14 protein-coding genes and 1 tRNA gene are annotated in these 16,867 nt (G+C 53.0%); 12 read left to right on the plus strand and 3 right to left on the minus strand.

Annotated elements, in window-relative coordinates:
- Positions 1-23: 23 nt before the first annotated feature.
- The 12 genes from AB4H76_RS03390 to mtr all read left to right on the plus strand — a co-directional run bounded on the left by AB4H76_RS03390 (position 24) and on the right by mtr (position 13,740).
- A tRNA-Met gene (locus tag AB4H76_RS03390) sits at positions 24-100 on the plus strand.
- 206 nt (positions 101-306) lie between these two features.
- Positions 307-759, plus strand: a complete 453-nt coding sequence (gene rimP, locus AB4H76_RS03395) for a ribosome maturation factor RimP (protein ID WP_001300397.1) — start codon at positions 307-309, stop codon at positions 757-759.
- Positions 760-786: 27 nt separating this feature from the next.
- Positions 787-2,274 (plus strand): transcription termination factor NusA, encoded by a 1,488-nt coding sequence (gene nusA, locus AB4H76_RS03400; RefSeq protein WP_001031057.1) that lies wholly within the window; start codon positions 787-789, stop codon positions 2,272-2,274.
- Between the two features lie 24 nt (positions 2,275-2,298).
- Positions 2,299-4,971, plus strand: a complete 2,673-nt coding sequence (infB, locus tag AB4H76_RS03405; RefSeq protein ID WP_000133044.1) for a translation initiation factor IF-2 — start codon at positions 2,299-2,301, stop codon at positions 4,969-4,971.
- Positions 4,972-5,134: 163 nt separating this feature from the next.
- Positions 5,135-5,536, plus strand: a complete 402-nt coding sequence (gene rbfA, locus AB4H76_RS03410) for a 30S ribosome-binding factor RbfA (protein ID WP_001040205.1) — start codon at positions 5,135-5,137, stop codon at positions 5,534-5,536.
- Positions 5,536-6,480, plus strand: a complete 945-nt coding sequence (gene truB, locus AB4H76_RS03415; protein ID WP_000089698.1) for a tRNA pseudouridine(55) synthase TruB — start codon at positions 5,536-5,538, stop codon at positions 6,478-6,480. Before rbfA ends, truB begins: the two co-directional genes overlap by 1 nt.
- A gap of 148 nt (positions 6,481-6,628) precedes the next feature.
- Entirely contained in the window at positions 6,629-6,898 is a 270-nt protein-coding gene (rpsO, locus tag AB4H76_RS03420) for a 30S ribosomal protein S15 (protein ID WP_000059466.1), read from the plus strand.
- A gap of 246 nt (positions 6,899-7,144) precedes the next feature.
- A complete protein-coding gene (pnp, locus tag AB4H76_RS03425; RefSeq protein WP_001295554.1) occupies positions 7,145-9,280 on the plus strand; it encodes a polyribonucleotide nucleotidyltransferase in 2,136 nt (711 codons plus the stop codon).
- 108 nt (positions 9,281-9,388) lie between these two features.
- Positions 9,389-10,273, plus strand: coding sequence for a lipoprotein NlpI (nlpI, locus tag AB4H76_RS03430; protein ID WP_000802080.1), 885 nt, complete (start codon positions 9,389-9,391; stop codon positions 10,271-10,273).
- 106 nt (positions 10,274-10,379) lie between these two features.
- A complete protein-coding gene (gene yrbN, locus AB4H76_RS03435; RefSeq protein ID WP_010723222.1) occupies positions 10,380-10,460 on the plus strand; it encodes a protein YrbN in 81 nt (26 codons plus the stop codon).
- Positions 10,453-12,342, plus strand: a complete 1,890-nt coding sequence (deaD, locus tag AB4H76_RS03440) for an ATP-dependent RNA helicase DeaD (protein WP_001295553.1) — start codon at positions 10,453-10,455, stop codon at positions 12,340-12,342. Before yrbN ends, deaD begins: the two co-directional genes overlap by 8 nt.
- Positions 12,343-12,495: 153 nt before the next feature.
- A complete protein-coding gene (mtr, locus tag AB4H76_RS03445) occupies positions 12,496-13,740 on the plus strand; it encodes a tryptophan permease (protein ID WP_000224351.1) in 1,245 nt (414 codons plus the stop codon).
- 117 nt (positions 13,741-13,857) lie between these two features.
- Here the strand turns inward: mtr and AB4H76_RS03450 are convergent, their stop codons facing one another.
- The 3 genes from AB4H76_RS03450 to ubiU all read right to left on the minus strand — a co-directional run bounded on the left by AB4H76_RS03450 (position 13,858) and on the right by ubiU (position 16,828).
- Positions 13,858-14,865 (minus strand): luciferase-like monooxygenase, encoded by a 1,008-nt coding sequence (locus AB4H76_RS03450; protein WP_000130380.1) that lies wholly within the window; start codon positions 14,863-14,865, stop codon positions 13,858-13,860.
- 80 nt (positions 14,866-14,945) lie between these two features.
- Positions 14,946-15,824 (minus strand): U32 family peptidase, encoded by an 879-nt coding sequence (locus tag AB4H76_RS03455; RefSeq protein WP_001301318.1) that lies wholly within the window; start codon positions 15,822-15,824, stop codon positions 14,946-14,948.
- Positions 15,825-15,832: 8 nt separating this feature from the next.
- Positions 15,833-16,828 carry a ubiquinone anaerobic biosynthesis protein UbiU gene (ubiU, locus tag AB4H76_RS03460; protein WP_000421305.1) on the minus strand — a complete coding sequence of 332 codons (996 nt, stop codon included), beginning with the start codon at positions 16,826-16,828 and terminating at the stop codon, positions 15,833-15,835.
- Positions 16,829-16,867: the final 39 nt, after the last annotated feature.

Here is a 16,867-nt window from a genome sequence, read left to right on the forward strand (position 1 = left end):
AGTAGAATTTGCCACGTTTCAGGCGCGGGGTGGAGCAGCCTGGTAGCTCGTCGGGCTCATAACCCGAAGGTCGTCGGTTCAAATCCGGCCCCCGCAACCACTTTCCCTTAGAGTTCTTTTTCAAATATACTGTGAAGACTTCGGCCTTCGTAGTGGGATTTGAAAAAATCCTTCTGGAAAGTGCTCCAGACCGCAGTTGCGGTTATAGGGTTCAGTTATATAAAGCCCCGATTTATCGGGGTTTTTTGTTATCTGACTACAGAATAACTGGGCTTTAGGCCCTTTTTTTATGTCTTGGGGGTGGGCTTGTCCACATTAGAGCAAAAATTAACAGAGATGATTACTGCGCCAGTTGAGGCCCTGGGTTTTGAACTGGTTGGCATCGAATTTATTCGCGGTCGCACATCCACACTGCGCATCTATATTGATAGTGAAGATGGCATCAATGTTGATGATTGTGCTGATGTGAGCCACCAGGTAAGTGCTGTGCTGGATGTTGAAGATCCCATCACCGTTGCTTATAACCTGGAAGTCTCCTCACCGGGTCTCGATCGCCCACTGTTCACGGCTGAACACTACGCCCGTTTTGTCGGAGAAGAGGTGACTCTGGTTCTCCGTATGGCGGTACAAAACCGTCGTAAATGGCAGGGCGTTATCAAAGCGGTAGACGGTGAAATGATCACAGTTACCGTCGAAGGTAAAGATGAAGTGTTCGCGCTGAGTAATATCCAGAAGGCGAACCTGGTTCCCCACTTTTAATAGTCTGGATGAGGTGAAAAGCCCGCGATGAACAAAGAAATTTTGGCTGTAGTTGAAGCCGTATCCAATGAAAAGGCGCTACCTCGCGAGAAGATTTTCGAAGCATTGGAAAGCGCGCTGGCGACAGCAACAAAGAAAAAATATGAACAAGAGATCGACGTCCGCGTACAGATCGATCGCAAAAGCGGTGATTTTGACACTTTCCGTCGCTGGTTAGTTGTTGATGAAGTCACCCAGCCGACCAAGGAAATCACCCTTGAAGCCGCACGTTATGAAGATGAAAGCCTGAACCTGGGCGATTACGTTGAAGATCAGATTGAGTCTGTTACCTTTGACCGTATCACTACCCAGACGGCAAAACAGGTTATCGTGCAGAAAGTGCGTGAAGCCGAACGTGCGATGGTGGTTGATCAGTTCCGTGAACACGAAGGTGAAATCATCACCGGCGTGGTGAAAAAAGTAAACCGCGACAACATCTCTCTGGATCTGGGCAACAACGCTGAAGCCGTGATCCTGCGCGAAGATATGCTGCCGCGTGAAAACTTCCGCCCTGGCGACCGCGTTCGTGGCGTGCTCTATTCCGTTCGCCCGGAAGCGCGTGGCGCGCAACTGTTCGTCACTCGTTCCAAGCCGGAAATGCTGATCGAACTGTTCCGTATTGAAGTGCCAGAAATCGGCGAAGAAGTGATTGAAATTAAAGCAGCGGCTCGCGATCCGGGTTCTCGTGCGAAAATCGCGGTGAAAACCAACGATAAACGTATCGATCCGGTAGGTGCTTGCGTAGGTATGCGTGGCGCGCGTGTTCAGGCGGTGTCTACTGAACTGGGTGGCGAGCGTATCGATATCGTCCTGTGGGATGATAACCCGGCGCAGTTCGTGATTAACGCAATGGCACCGGCAGACGTTGCTTCTATCGTGGTGGATGAAGATAAACACACCATGGATATCGCCGTTGAAGCCGGTAACCTGGCGCAGGCGATTGGCCGTAACGGTCAGAACGTGCGTCTGGCTTCGCAGCTGAGCGGTTGGGAACTCAACGTGATGACCGTTGACGACCTGCAGGCTAAGCATCAGGCGGAAGCGCACGCAGCGATCGACACCTTCACCAAATATCTCGACATCGACGAAGACTTCGCGACTGTTCTGGTAGAAGAAGGCTTCTCGACGCTGGAAGAACTGGCCTATGTGCCGATGAAAGAGCTGTTGGAAATCGAAGGCCTTGATGAGCCGACCGTTGAAGCACTGCGCGAGCGTGCTAAAAATGCACTGGCCACCATTGCACAGGCCCAGGAAGAAAGCCTCGGTGATAACAAACCGGCTGACGATCTGCTGAACCTTGAAGGGGTAGATCGTGATTTGGCATTCAAACTGGCCGCCCGTGGCGTTTGTACGCTGGAAGATCTCGCCGAACAGGGCATTGATGATCTGGCTGATATCGAAGGGTTGACCGACGAAAAAGCCGGAGCACTGATTATGGCTGCCCGTAATATTTGCTGGTTCGGTGACGAAGCGTAATAAACTGTAGCAGGAAGGAACAGCATGACAGATGTAACGATTAAAACGCTGGCCGCAGAGCGACAGACCTCCGTGGAACGCCTGGTACAGCAATTTGCTGATGCAGGTATCCGGAAGTCTGCTGACGACTCTGTGTCTGCACAAGAGAAACAGACTTTGATTGACCACCTGAATCAGAAAAATTCAGGCCCGGACAAATTGACGCTGCAACGTAAAACACGCAGCACCCTTAACATTCCTGGTACCGGTGGAAAAAGCAAATCGGTACAAATCGAAGTCCGCAAGAAACGCACCTTTGTGAAACGCGATCCGCAAGAGGCTGAACGCCTTGCAGCGGAAGAGCAAGCGCAGCGTGAAGCGGAAGAGCAAGCCCGTCGTGAGGCAGAAGAATCGGCTAAACGCGAGGCGCAACAAAAAGCTGAACGTGAGGCCGCAGAACAAGCTAAGCGTGAAGCTGCTGAACAAGCGAAACGTGAAGCTGCGGAAAAAGACAAAGTGAGCAATCAACAAGACGATATGACTAAAAACGCCCAGGCTGAAAAAGCCCGCCGTGAGCAGGAAGCTGCAGAGCTCAAGCGTAAAGCTGAAGAAGAAGCGCGTCGTAAACTCGAAGAAGAAGCACGTCGCGTTGCTGAAGAAGCACGTCGTATGGCGGAAGAAAACAAATGGACTGATAACGCGGAACCGACTGAAGATTCCAGCGATTATCACGTCACTACTTCTCAACATGCTCGCCAGGCAGAAGACGAAAGCGATCGTGAAGTCGAAGGCGGCCGTGGCCGTGGTCGTAACGCGAAAGCAGCGCGTCCGAAGAAAGGCAACAAACACGCTGAATCAAAAGCTGATCGTGAAGAAGCACGCGCAGCAGTACGTGGCGGTAAAGGCGGAAAACGTAAAGGTTCTTCGCTGCAGCAAGGCTTCCAGAAGCCTGCTCAGGCCGTTAACCGTGACGTTGTGATCGGCGAAACTATCACCGTTGGCGAACTGGCGAACAAGATGGCGGTTAAAGGCTCTCAGGTCATCAAAGCGATGATGAAACTGGGCGCAATGGCAACCATCAACCAGGTTATCGATCAGGAAACCGCACAGCTGGTTGCTGAAGAGATGGGCCATAAAGTTATCCTGCGTCGTGAAAACGAGCTGGAAGAGGCGGTAATGAGCGACCGTGACACGGGTGCTGCGGCTGAACCGCGCGCGCCGGTTGTGACCATCATGGGTCACGTTGACCACGGTAAAACCTCTCTGCTGGACTACATTCGTTCAACGAAAGTGGCCTCTGGCGAAGCGGGCGGCATTACCCAGCACATTGGTGCATACCACGTTGAAACTGAAAACGGCATGATCACCTTCCTGGACACCCCGGGGCACGCCGCGTTTACTTCAATGCGTGCTCGTGGTGCGCAGGCAACGGACATCGTAGTCCTAGTTGTTGCTGCCGACGACGGTGTGATGCCGCAGACCATCGAAGCAATCCAGCACGCGAAAGCGGCGCAGGTACCGGTGGTGGTTGCAGTGAACAAGATCGATAAACCAGAAGCTGATCCGGATCGCGTTAAGAACGAACTCTCCCAGTACGGCATCCTGCCGGAAGAGTGGGGCGGTGAAAGCCAGTTCGTACACGTATCTGCGAAAGCGGGTACCGGTATCGATGAACTGCTGGACGCTATCCTGCTGCAGGCGGAAGTTCTGGAGCTGAAAGCGGTACGTAAAGGTATGGCGAGCGGTGCGGTTATCGAATCCTTCCTCGATAAAGGTCGTGGTCCGGTTGCTACCGTTCTGGTACGTGAAGGTACTCTGCACAAGGGCGATATCGTTCTGTGTGGCTTCGAATACGGTCGTGTTCGTGCGATGCGTAACGAACTGGGTCAGGAAGTGCTGGAAGCGGGTCCGTCCATTCCGGTGGAAATCCTCGGCCTGTCCGGCGTACCGGCTGCGGGTGATGAAGTTACCGTTGTACGTGACGAGAAGAAAGCGCGTGAAGTTGCACTCTATCGTCAGGGTAAATTCCGCGAAGTTAAACTGGCGCGTCAGCAGAAATCTAAACTCGAGAACATGTTCGCCAACATGACCGAAGGCGAAGTTCACGAAGTGAATATCGTCCTGAAGGCAGACGTACAGGGTTCTGTCGAAGCGATCTCCGACTCCTTGCTGAAACTGTCTACTGACGAAGTTAAAGTGAAGATCATCGGTTCTGGCGTAGGTGGTATCACCGAAACCGACGCCACCTTGGCTGCGGCGTCCAACGCCATCCTGGTTGGCTTTAACGTACGTGCTGATGCCTCTGCACGTAAAGTGATTGAAGCGGAAAGCCTGGATCTGCGTTACTACTCCGTCATCTATAACCTGATTGACGAAGTGAAAGCGGCGATGAGCGGTATGCTGTCTCCGGAACTGAAACAGCAGATTATCGGTCTGGCGGAAGTTCGTGACGTGTTCAAATCGCCGAAATTTGGTGCCATCGCAGGCTGTATGGTTACCGAAGGTGTGGTTAAACGTCACAACCCGATCCGCGTTCTGCGTGACAACGTGGTTATCTACGAAGGCGAGCTGGAGTCCCTGCGCCGCTTCAAAGATGACGTTAACGAAGTCCGTAACGGTATGGAATGTGGTATCGGCGTTAAGAACTACAACGACGTCCGCACTGGCGATGTGATCGAAGTATTCGAAATCATCGAGATCCAACGTACCATTGCTTAAGGTTTTTAGGGTTCCATGCGGGATAAGGCGTTTACGCTGCATCCGGCATGGATTGCCTGATGTGACGCTGGCGCGTCTTATCAGGTCAACGTGAACAGCCCTTCCACCTGAAATTAATTTTAAAAAGGGGCTAACAGCCCCTTTTTTGTCAGGAGAATTTATTATGGCGAAAGAATTTGGTCGCCCGCAGCGCGTAGCGCAGGAAATGCAAAAAGAGATCGCTCTCATCCTGCAGCGTGAAATTAAAGATCCTCGCCTGGGCATGATGACCACCGTTTCCGGTGTCGAAATGTCTCGCGACCTGGCGTATGCCAAAGTATATGTGACGTTCCTCAACGACAAAGATGAAGACGCGGTTAAAGCGGGCATCAAAGCGTTGCAAGAAGCTTCTGGTTTCATCCGCAGCCTGCTGGGGAAAGCGATGCGCCTGCGTATCGTGCCGGAACTGACCTTCTTCTACGACAACTCTCTGGTTGAAGGGATGCGCATGTCAAACCTGGTGACCAGCGTGGTCAAACATGACGAAGAACGTCGTGTTAACCCGGACGACAGCAAGGAGGACTAATGAGTCGTCCTCGTCGTCGCGGTCGCGACATTAACGGCGTTTTGTTGCTGGATAAACCTCAGGGTATGTCCAGCAACGATGCGCTGCAAAAAGTGAAACGTATATATAACGCCAACCGTGCCGGGCATACCGGTGCGCTGGACCCGCTGGCGACCGGCATGTTGCCGATTTGCCTCGGGGAAGCGACGAAGTTTTCCCAGTATCTGCTGGACTCCGACAAACGCTATCGGGTCATTGCGCGTCTTGGACAGCGTACCGATACTTCTGATGCCGACGGACAGATCGTTGAAGAACGTCCGGTAACCTTTAGCGCAGAGCAGCTGGCAGCGGCACTGGATACTTTCCGTGGCGATATCGAACAGATCCCTTCGATGTATTCAGCACTGAAATATCAGGGCAAAAAACTGTACGAATATGCGCGTCAGGGCATTGAAGTTCCGCGTGAAGCGCGTCCGATTACCGTTTATGAATTGCTGTTTATTCGCCATGAAGGCAATGAGCTGGAGCTGGAAATTCACTGCTCAAAAGGCACTTATATCCGCACCATCATTGATGACCTGGGTGAAAAACTCGGCTGTGGCGCGCATGTTATTTACCTGCGCCGTCTGGCGGTAAGTAAATATCCGGTTGAACGGATGGTGACCCTGGAGCACCTGCGTGAACTTGTTGAGCAAGCTGAACAGCAGGATATTCCAGCCGCGGAGTTACTTGATCCATTACTGATGCCAATGGACAGTCCAGCTTCGGACTATCCGGTGGTGAATCTTCCGTTAACGTCTTCTGTTTACTTCAAAAATGGTAACCCGGTTCGTACATCTGGTGCGCCACTGGAAGGACTGGTTCGCGTCACGGAAGGTGAGAACGGCAAATTTATCGGTATGGGCGAAATTGACGATGAAGGCCGCGTTGCGCCTCGTCGCCTGGTGGTTGAATACCCGGCGTAATGTTAACCGTCTTGCGATAACAGGTCGCTACGAGTAGAATACTGCCGCTTAACGTCGCGTAAATTGTTTAACACTTTGCGTAACGTACACTGGGATCGCTGAATTAGAGATCGGCGTCCTTTCATTCTATATACTTTGGAGTTTTAAAATGTCTCTAAGTACTGAAGCAACAGCTAAAATCGTTTCTGAGTTTGGTCGTGACGCAAACGACACCGGTTCTACCGAAGTTCAGGTAGCACTGCTGACTGCACAGATCAACCACCTGCAGGGCCACTTTGCAGAGCACAAAAAAGATCACCACAGCCGTCGTGGTCTGCTGCGCATGGTTTCTCAGCGTCGTAAACTGCTCGACTACCTGAAACGTAAAGACGTAGCACGTTACACCCAGCTCATCGAGCGCCTGGGTCTGCGTCGCTAATTCTTGCGAGTTTCAGAAAAGGGGGCCTGAGTGGCCCCTTTTTTCAAGCTGACGGCAGCAATTCACTGGAAACTAATGTATTGTTGCTATGAATGATCTTCCGTTGCAGAGGTTCGCGCGGCTAATGAGAGGCTTTACCCACATAGAGCTGGGTTAGGGTTGTCATTAGTCGCGAGGATGCGCAGAAGATCGGGTATTAACACCAGTGCCGTAAGGTACTGTCTAAGAAAGAGAAAGGATATTACATTGCTTAATCCGATCGTTCGTAAATTCCAGTACGGCCAACACACCGTGACTCTGGAAACCGGCATGATGGCTCGTCAGGCTACTGCCGCTGTTATGGTTAGCATGGATGACACCGCGGTATTCGTTACCGTTGTTGGCCAGAAAAAAGCCAAACCAGGTCAGGACTTCTTCCCACTGACCGTTAACTATCAGGAGCGTACCTACGCTGCTGGTCGTATCCCGGGTAGCTTCTTCCGTCGTGAAGGCCGCCCAAGCGAAGGCGAAACCCTGATCGCGCGTCTGATTGACCGCCCGATTCGCCCGCTGTTCCCGGAAGGCTTCGTCAACGAAGTTCAGGTTATCGCCACCGTGGTTTCTGTTAACCCGCAAGTTAACCCGGATATCGTCGCGATGATTGGTGCTTCCGCAGCGCTGTCTCTGTCTGGTATTCCGTTCAATGGCCCGATTGGTGCTGCCCGCGTAGGTTACATCAATGACCAGTACGTACTGAACCCGACTCAGGACGAGCTGAAAGAGAGCAAACTGGATCTGGTTGTTGCCGGTACTGAAGCCGCTGTACTGATGGTTGAATCTGAAGCTCAACTGCTGAGCGAAGACCAGATGCTGGGCGCAGTAGTGTTCGGTCATGAACAACAGCAGGTTGTTATTCAGAACATCAATGAACTGGTGAAAGAAGCCGGTAAACCGCGTTGGGACTGGCAGCCGGAGCCGGTAAACGAAGCGCTAAACGCGCGCGTTGCTGCACTGGCTGAAGCTCGCCTGAGCGATGCTTACCGCATCACCGACAAACAAGAGCGTTATGCGCAGGTTGATGTCATCAAATCTGAAACCATCGCGACGCTGCTTGCTGAAGACGAAACCCTGGACGAAAACGAACTGGGTGAAATTCTGCACGCGATCGAGAAAAACGTTGTTCGTAGCCGCGTACTGGCAGGCGAACCGCGTATCGACGGTCGTGAAAAAGATATGATCCGTGGTCTGGATGTGCGTACTGGCGTGCTGCCGCGTACTCACGGTTCTGCGCTGTTCACCCGTGGTGAAACGCAGGCGCTGGTTACCGCAACGCTGGGTACTGCTCGTGACGCGCAGGTTCTTGATGAACTGATGGGCGAACGTACCGATACCTTCCTGTTCCACTACAACTTCCCTCCGTACTCCGTAGGCGAAACCGGCATGGTCGGTTCTCCGAAGCGTCGTGAAATTGGTCACGGTCGTCTGGCGAAGCGCGGCGTGCTGGCAGTCATGCCGGATATGGACAAATTCCCGTACACCGTACGTGTTGTGTCTGAAATCACTGAATCCAACGGTTCCTCTTCTATGGCTTCCGTGTGCGGCGCGTCTCTGGCGCTGATGGACGCAGGTGTGCCGATCAAAGCTGCCGTTGCGGGTATCGCAATGGGTCTGGTGAAAGAAGGCGACAACTACGTTGTACTGTCTGACATTTTGGGCGACGAAGATCACCTGGGCGATATGGACTTCAAAGTTGCAGGTTCCCGCGACGGTATCTCTGCACTGCAGATGGATATCAAAATTGAAGGTATCACCAAAGAGATCATGCAGGTTGCGCTGAACCAGGCTAAAGGTGCGCGTCTGCATATCCTGGGCGTAATGGAACAGGCGATCAACGCGCCGCGTGGCGATATCTCTGAGTTCGCACCGCGTATCCATACCATCAAGATCAACCCGGACAAGATCAAAGATGTTATCGGTAAAGGCGGTTCTGTAATCCGTGCTCTGACCGAAGAAACTGGCACCACCATCGAAATCGAAGATGACGGTACTGTGAAGATTGCAGCGACCGACGGCGAGAAAGCGAAACATGCTATTCGTCGTATCGAAGAGATCACTGCAGAAATCGAAGTGGGCCGCGTCTACACTGGTAAAGTGACCCGTATCGTTGACTTTGGCGCATTTGTTGCCATCGGCGGCGGTAAAGAAGGTCTGGTCCACATCTCTCAAATCGCTGACAAACGCGTTGAGAAAGTGACCGATTACCTGCAGATGGGTCAGGAAGTACCGGTGAAAGTTCTGGAAGTTGATCGCCAGGGCCGTATCCGTCTGAGCATTAAAGAAGCGACTGAGCAGTCTCAACCTGCTGCAGCACCGGAAGCTCCGGCTGCTGAACAGGGCGAGTAAGGTTGCCATTTGCCCTCCGCTGCGGCGGGGGGCTTTTAACCGGGCAGGACGCCTTGTTAGCAACCGGGAACAGGACGTTCATTCAACCGTGGTCTTCGGGAGTGGGAAATGAAGCCTTTTTTGCGCTGGTGTTTCGTTGCGACAGCACTTACGCTTGCAGGATGCAGTAATACTTCCTGGCGTAAAAGTGAAGTCCTCGCGGTACCATTGCAACCGACTTTACAGCAGGAAGTGATTCTGGCACGTATGGAACAAATCCTTGCCAGTCGGGCTTTAACCGATGACGAACGCGCACAGCTTTTATATGAGCGCGGAGTGTTGTATGATAGTCTCGGTCTGAGGGCATTAGCGCGTAACGATTTTTCGCAAGCGCTGGCAATCCGACCGGATATGCCTGAAGTATTCAATTACTTAGGCATATATTTAACGCAGGCAGGCAATTTTGATGCTGCCTATGAAGCGTTTGATTCTGTACTTGAGCTTGATCCAACTTACAACTACGCGCACTTGAATCGCGGGATCGCATTATATTACGGCGGTCGTGACAAGTTAGCGCAAGATGATCTGCTGGCGTTTTATCAAGACGATCCCAATGATCCTTTCCGTAGTCTGTGGCTTTATCTCGCCGAGCAGAAGCTCGATGAGAAGCAGGCTAAAGAAGTGTTGAAACAGCACTTCGAAAAATCGGATAAGGAACAGTGGGGATGGAACATTGTCGAGTTCTACCTGGGCAACATTAGCGAACAAACGTTAATGGAAAGGCTCAAGGCGGACGCAACGGATAACACCTCGCTCGCTGAGCATCTCAGTGAAACCAACTTCTATTTAGGTAAGTACTACCTAAGTCTGGGGGATTTGGACAGCGCCACGGCACTGTTCAAACTGGCGGTTGCCAACAACGTTCATAACTTTGTTGAGCACCGATACGCATTGTTGGAATTATCGCTCCTGGGCCAGGACCAAGATGACCTGGCAGAATCGGACCAGCAATAGCTGACGTACACATCAGCCCGTAATCTTTTTTGATTGCCATCACCTTAACGGGTGAGGGCGTTGTTGTTCGTTAATACACCTACTTTGAGCCGGTTCACACTTTTCAATGAAAATTGCTGATCAATTTCATGATGAGTTATGTAGACTGGCCGCCATTAATTTTGAGGCACACGTACTACATGGCTGAATTCGAAACCACTTTTGCAGATCTGGGCCTGAAGGCTCCTATCCTTGAAGCCCTTAACGATCTGGGTTACGAAAAACCATCTCCAATTCAGGCAGAGTGTATTCCACATCTGCTGAATGGCCGCGACGTTCTGGGTATGGCCCAGACGGGGAGCGGAAAAACTGCAGCATTCTCTTTACCTCTGTTGCAGAATCTTGATCCTGAGCTGAAAGCACCACAGATTCTGGTGCTGGCACCGACCCGCGAACTGGCGGTACAGGTTGCTGAAGCAATGACGGATTTCTCTAAACACATGCGCGGCGTAAATGTGGTTGCTCTGTACGGCGGCCAGCGTTATGACGTGCAATTACGCGCCCTGCGTCAGGGGCCGCAGATCGTTGTCGGTACTCCGGGCCGTCTGCTGGACCACCTGAAACGTGGCACTCTGGACCTCTCTAAACTGAGCGGTCTGGTTCTGGATGAAGCTGACGAAATGCTGCGCATGGGCTTCATCGAAGACGTTGAAACCATTATGGCGCAGATCCCGGAAGGTCATCAGACCGCTCTGTTCTCTGCAACCATGCCGGAAGCGATTCGTCGCATTACCCGCCGCTTTATGAAAGAGCCGCAGGAAGTGCGCATTCAGTCCAGCGTGACTACCCGTCCTGACATCAGCCAGAGCTACTGGACTGTCTGGGGTATGCGCAAAAACGAAGCACTGGTACGTTTCCTGGAAGCGGAAGATTTTGATGCGGCGATTATCTTCGTTCGTACCAAAAACGCGACTCTGGAAGTGGCTGAAGCTCTTGAGCGTAACGGCTACAACAGCGCCGCGCTGAACGGTGACATGAACCAGGCGCTGCGTGAACAGACACTGGAACGCCTGAAAGATGGTCGTCTGGACATCCTGATTGCGACCGACGTTGCAGCCCGTGGCCTGGACGTTGAGCGTATCAGCCTGGTAGTTAACTACGATATCCCGATGGATTCTGAGTCTTACGTTCACCGTATCGGTCGTACCGGTCGTGCGGGTCGTGCTGGCCGCGCGCTGCTGTTCGTTGAGAACCGCGAGCGTCGTCTGCTGCGCAACATTGAACGTACTATGAAGCTGACTATTCCGGAAGTAGAACTGCCGAACGCAGAACTGCTAGGCAAACGCCGTCTGGAAAAATTCGCCGCTAAAGTACAGCAGCAGCTGGAAAGCAGCGATCTGGATCAATACCGCGCACTGCTGAGCAAAATTCAGCCGACTGCTGAAGGTGAAGAGCTGGATCTCGAAACTCTGGCTGCGGCACTGCTGAAAATGGCACAGGGTGAACGTACTCTGATCGTACCGCCAGATGCGCCGATGCGTCCGAAACGTGAATTCCGTGACCGTGATGACCGTGGTCCGCGCGATCGTAACGACCGTGGCCCGCGTGGTGACCGTGAAGATCGTCCGCGTCGTGAACGTCGTGATGTTGGCGATATGCAGCTGTACCGCATTGAAGTGGGCCGCGATGATGGTGTTGAAGTTCGTCATATCGTTGGTGCGATTGCTAACGAAGGCGACATCAGCAGCCGTTACATTGGTAACATCAAGCTGTTTGCTTCTCACTCCACCATCGAACTGCCGAAAGGTATGCCGGGTGAAGTGCTGCAACACTTTACGCGCACTCGCATTCTCAACAAGCCGATGAACATGCAGTTACTGGGCGATGCACAGCCGCATACTGGCGGTGAGCGTCGTGGCGGTGGTCGTGGTTTCGGTGGCGAACGTCGTGAAGGCGGTCGTAACTTCAGCGGTGAACGCCGTGAAGGTGGCCGTGGTGATGGTCGTCGTTTTAGCGGCGAACGTCGTGAAGGCCGCGCTCCGCGTCGTGATGATTCTACCGGTCGTCGTCGTTTCGGTGGTGATGCGTAATCATCGCTGAACAGCGAACACAATCTGTAAAATAATATATACAGCCCCGATTTTTACCATCGGGGCTTTTTTTCTGTCTTTTGTACTCGTGTACTGGTACAGTGCAATGCATAACAACGCAGTCGCACTATTTTTCACTGGAGAGAAGCCCTCATGGCAACACTAACCACCACCCAAACGTCACCGTCGCTGCTTGGCGGCGTGGTGATTATCGGCGGCACCATTATTGGCGCAGGGATGTTTTCTCTGCCAGTGGTCATGTCCGGGGCGTGGTTTTTCTGGTCAATGGCGGCGCTGATCTTTACCTGGTTCTGTATGCTGCATTCCGGCTTGATGATTCTGGAAGCTAACCTGAATTACAGAATCGGTTCGAGTTTTGACACCATCACCAAAGATTTGCTGGGCAAAGGCTGGAACGTGGTCAACGGCATTTCCATTGCCTTTGTGCTCTATATCCTGACCTATGCCTATATTTCTGCCAGTGGTTCGATTCTGCATCACACCTTCGCAGAGATGTCACTAAACGTCCCGGCACGGGCGGCGGGTTTTGGTTTTGCATTGCTGGTAGCGTTTGTGGTGTGGTTGAGCACTAAAGCCGTCAGTCGCATGACAGCGATTGTGCTGGGGGCGAAAGTCATTACCTTCTTCCTCACCTTTGGTAGCCTGCTGGGGCATGTGCAGCCTGCGACATTGTTCAACGTCGCCGAAAGCAATGCGTCTTATGCACCGTATCTGTTGATGACCCTGCCGTTCTGTCTGGCATCGTTTGGTTATCACGGTAACGTGCCAAGCCTGATGAAGTATTACGGCAAAGATCCGAAAACCATCGTGAAATGTCTGGTGTACGGTACGCTGATGGCGCTGGCGCTGTATACCATCTGGTTGCTGGCGACGATGGGTAACATCCCGCGTCCGGAGTTTATCGGTATTGCAGAGAAGGGCGGTAATATTGATGTGCTGGTACAGGCGTTAAGCGGCGTACTGAACAGCCGTAGTCTGGATCTGCTGCTGGTCGTGTTCTCAAACTTTGCGGTAGCGAGTTCGTTCCTCGGCGTAACGCTGGGTTTGTTTGACTATCTGGCAGATCTGTTTGGTTTCGACGACTCGGCTGTGGGCCGCTTGAAAACGGCATTGCTGACCTTTGCCCCGCCAGTTGTGGGGGGGCTGTTGTTCCCGAACGGATTCCTGTACGCCATTGGTTATGCTGGTTTAGCGGCTACCATCTGGGCGGCAATTGTTCCGGCGCTGTTAGCCCGTGCATCGCGTAAACGCTTTGGCAGCCCGAAATTCCGCGTCTGGGGTGGCAAGCCGATGATTGCGCTGATTCTGGTGTTTGGCGTCGGCAACGCACTGGTGCATATTTTATCGAGCTTTAATTTACTGCCGGTGTATCAGTAATCAGCGGTGCCTTATCCGACATTTCTGCTGCCTACACAATGCCTGATGCGCTTCGCTTATCAGGTCTATGTAGGACAGCGTTGCCAGCTCGGATAAGGCTTCCCGCGTTAAGACACACTATCCCAACAACTCTTCCTTAACATCCATCGCCAGCTCAAACGAATGCAGCCGCGCCTGGTGGTCGAAAATCTGCCCGTTGACCATAATCTCATCGGCGTCGGTTTCGCGCAGGATCGACTGCAAGCCATGACGCACTTTCGCTTTATCACCTACCAACGACATACTCAGCGCCTGCTGCACGCCATACTGCTCAGACGGTGACCAGAACTGATCCATATTTTGAATCGGCGGCGGCAGTTGCCCGGTTTCGCCACGGCGCAGCTTCACAAAGGCTTGCTGCATTGAGGTAAACAGAAATTCAGCGTCGCGGTTGCTGTCGGCGGCGATAATATTGATGCACACCATCGCGTATGGTTTTTCCAGCCGTGCTGACGGTTTGAAGTTGCTGCGATAAAGATGCAGCGCCTGGAACAGCATATCCGGCGCGAAGTGTGAGGCAAACGCAAACGGCAGACCAAGCTGCGCCGCCAGTTGCGCGCTGTAAAGGCTGGAGCCTAACAACCACACGGGGATTTTCTCGCCATAGCCTGGTACCGGGCGCACATGCGGATTGGGATCGCGGGCGTCAAACCAGTCCACCAGCTCCGCCACATCGCGGGGGAAATTATCAATATCGCCGCTCATATGACGACGTAGCGCCATCATTGTCCGTTGGTCACTACCCGGAGCACGACCCAGCCCCAAATCGATTCGCCCCGGATAGAGTGTATTAAGCGTGCCGAACTGTTCGGCAATGACCAACGGTGAGTGGTTAGGCAACATCACGCCGCCAGACCCCAGATGCAGCGTGGTGGTATTCGCCGCCAGATAGCCGATCAATACCGACGTGGCAGCACTGGCAATGCCAGTCATATTGTGGTGTTCTGCCAGCCAGTAGCGATGATAGCCGCGCTTTTCAGCCAGACGGGCGAGATCGAGAGAGTGGGAGAATGCTTCTCGCGCTGAAGAACCTTCGGGAATGGGGGCCAGATCGAGTAGCGAAAACGCAATGGTTTTATCAGTCATAACAGCTCACTTTGTTACCGATTAATCTTTAATACTGCATTAAAGAGTAGTTAAAGTTGTTAACAAAGTGAGCTATTTACTTAGGCTTGCAGCTCCAGTCCTGCCAGCCGCCGCCAGTAGCCGTTACAGTCGCTGTTCGCCGTCAACGGCAGTGGTGCAGCGCCATTTTCATTAGCGCGGAAGGCGTCGAGCATCGCGAAAGTGTCAGTACCCTGCGGTGACAGGCGGACCACATCAACCAGGCCCTGCATGGATGCCAGCTCGTTACCGAGGTTGTAAACGTAGCCGCTCATGGTCTGAATGCCATTGAGTACAAACACTTGTTGGTTTTCCTGCGACAGCACGTTGCGCCCGTTCGGATACTTAATGCAGCAGGTTTCACACTCATCTTTCGGGCGGTCTTCCGAACGCGCGGTAAAGCAGCGGGCGGAGTAGGCCAGCGGCAGATGACCGTAGCTCAGGACTTCCACTTCAAACTGGTTACGAATGCCCAGCTCATCGCACTGATTAAGCAGATTCACCAGCCAGTCGCGGGAAAGCTCCACTGGCATACACCAGCGCATCATGCCCTGTTTGAGCAATATTTTCAGTGTCACCGCGTTGTAGCAGTTCAGCGCGTGCCCGGCGACGAACGGCAGTTTGCGTTCAGCGCACATATTCACCACGCCGAGATCGCTGGCTTCAATCAGAAACTCACCGTTCTCAACATAGCGTTTCAGTTCGCCCAGTTCAGATGATGCCTGCACCAGCGCCAGCGTGGAGAGCACAATCTGCTTACCACTCCCGGCGAGCGATTTTGCCATCTCCAGCCAGTCGCCAACTTTGGTTGCCCGACGCTTGCTGCATACCGCTTCACCAAGATAAATCACGTCGGCGCTGCTGGTGGCGGCCTGCTGATAAAATTCTTCCAGCGTCTCTTTTGGCCAGTACCACAGCACTGGCCCTAAGGAATATTTCATTGCTTTTCTCACTGCCATTTACGGTGATATGCGCCAAGAGTGGTTTGCGTGCCTTCGGACATCGACCCGAGCGTCTCCATCCACGCGCTTTGCGGTACAAAGTTTTGCGGATCGGCCTTACAACGGTCGATAGCCTGACGCCAGACTTTCGCCACCTGGCTGACATACGCCGGGCTACGCTGGCGGCCTTCAATTTTCACCGAAGCAATATTCGCCGCCATTAACTCCGGCAGCAGTTCCAGGGTATTGAGACTGGTTGGTTCTTCCAGCGCGTGATAGCGCTCGCCGTCCACCAGATAACGCCCTTTACATAGCGTCGGATAACCTGCGTTTTCGCCGTCCTGATAACGGTCGATCAGCACTTCGTTCAGGCGGGATTCCAGCCCCTGCGGCGTTTGTTGCCAGCGCACGAAACGGGCCGGAGAACACGCGCCTACGGTGTTGGGCGACTCACCCGTCAGATACGACGACAGATAGCAACGACCTTCCGACATAATGCACAGGCTGCCGAAAGCAAAGACTTCCAGTGGTACAGGTGTGACCCGTGCCAGTTGTTTCACCTGATGAATCGACAACACGCGCGGCAGCACCACGCGAGCAACGTCAAAATGGCGATGATAAAAGTTAATCGCCTCTTCATTGGTCGCCGAAGCCTGCACCGATACGTGGCGCTCAATATGCGGATAACGCTCGGCGGCGTATTCCAGCATGGCGAGGTCGGCGAGGATCAGCGCGTCGGCACCCAGCTGCGCCGCCATATCCACGGCGCGCTGCCAACGGGCGTAACCGTCCGGATGCGCAAAAGTGTTAATCGCGATGTGAAGTTTGCGGCGATGTTGATGGACAAAACTCACCGCTTCCTGCAATTTTTTCTCGGTAAAGTTAAGGCCGGCGAAGTGACGGGCATTGGTATCATCTTTTAGCCCGATATAAACAGCATCTGCGCCGTTTTCGATGGCCGCCTTAAGCGCCGGGAGATTTCCGGCAGGGCAGAGCAGCTCCATAATTTTTCCTGAAGGTTGCGCTATCAAAACGCAAAAATG

Origin of the sequence: Escherichia sp. UTM R2 (genome assembly GCF_048593455.1) — a bacterium.
Taxonomy (GTDB): Bacteria; Pseudomonadota; Gammaproteobacteria; order Enterobacterales; family Enterobacteriaceae; genus Escherichia; species Escherichia coli.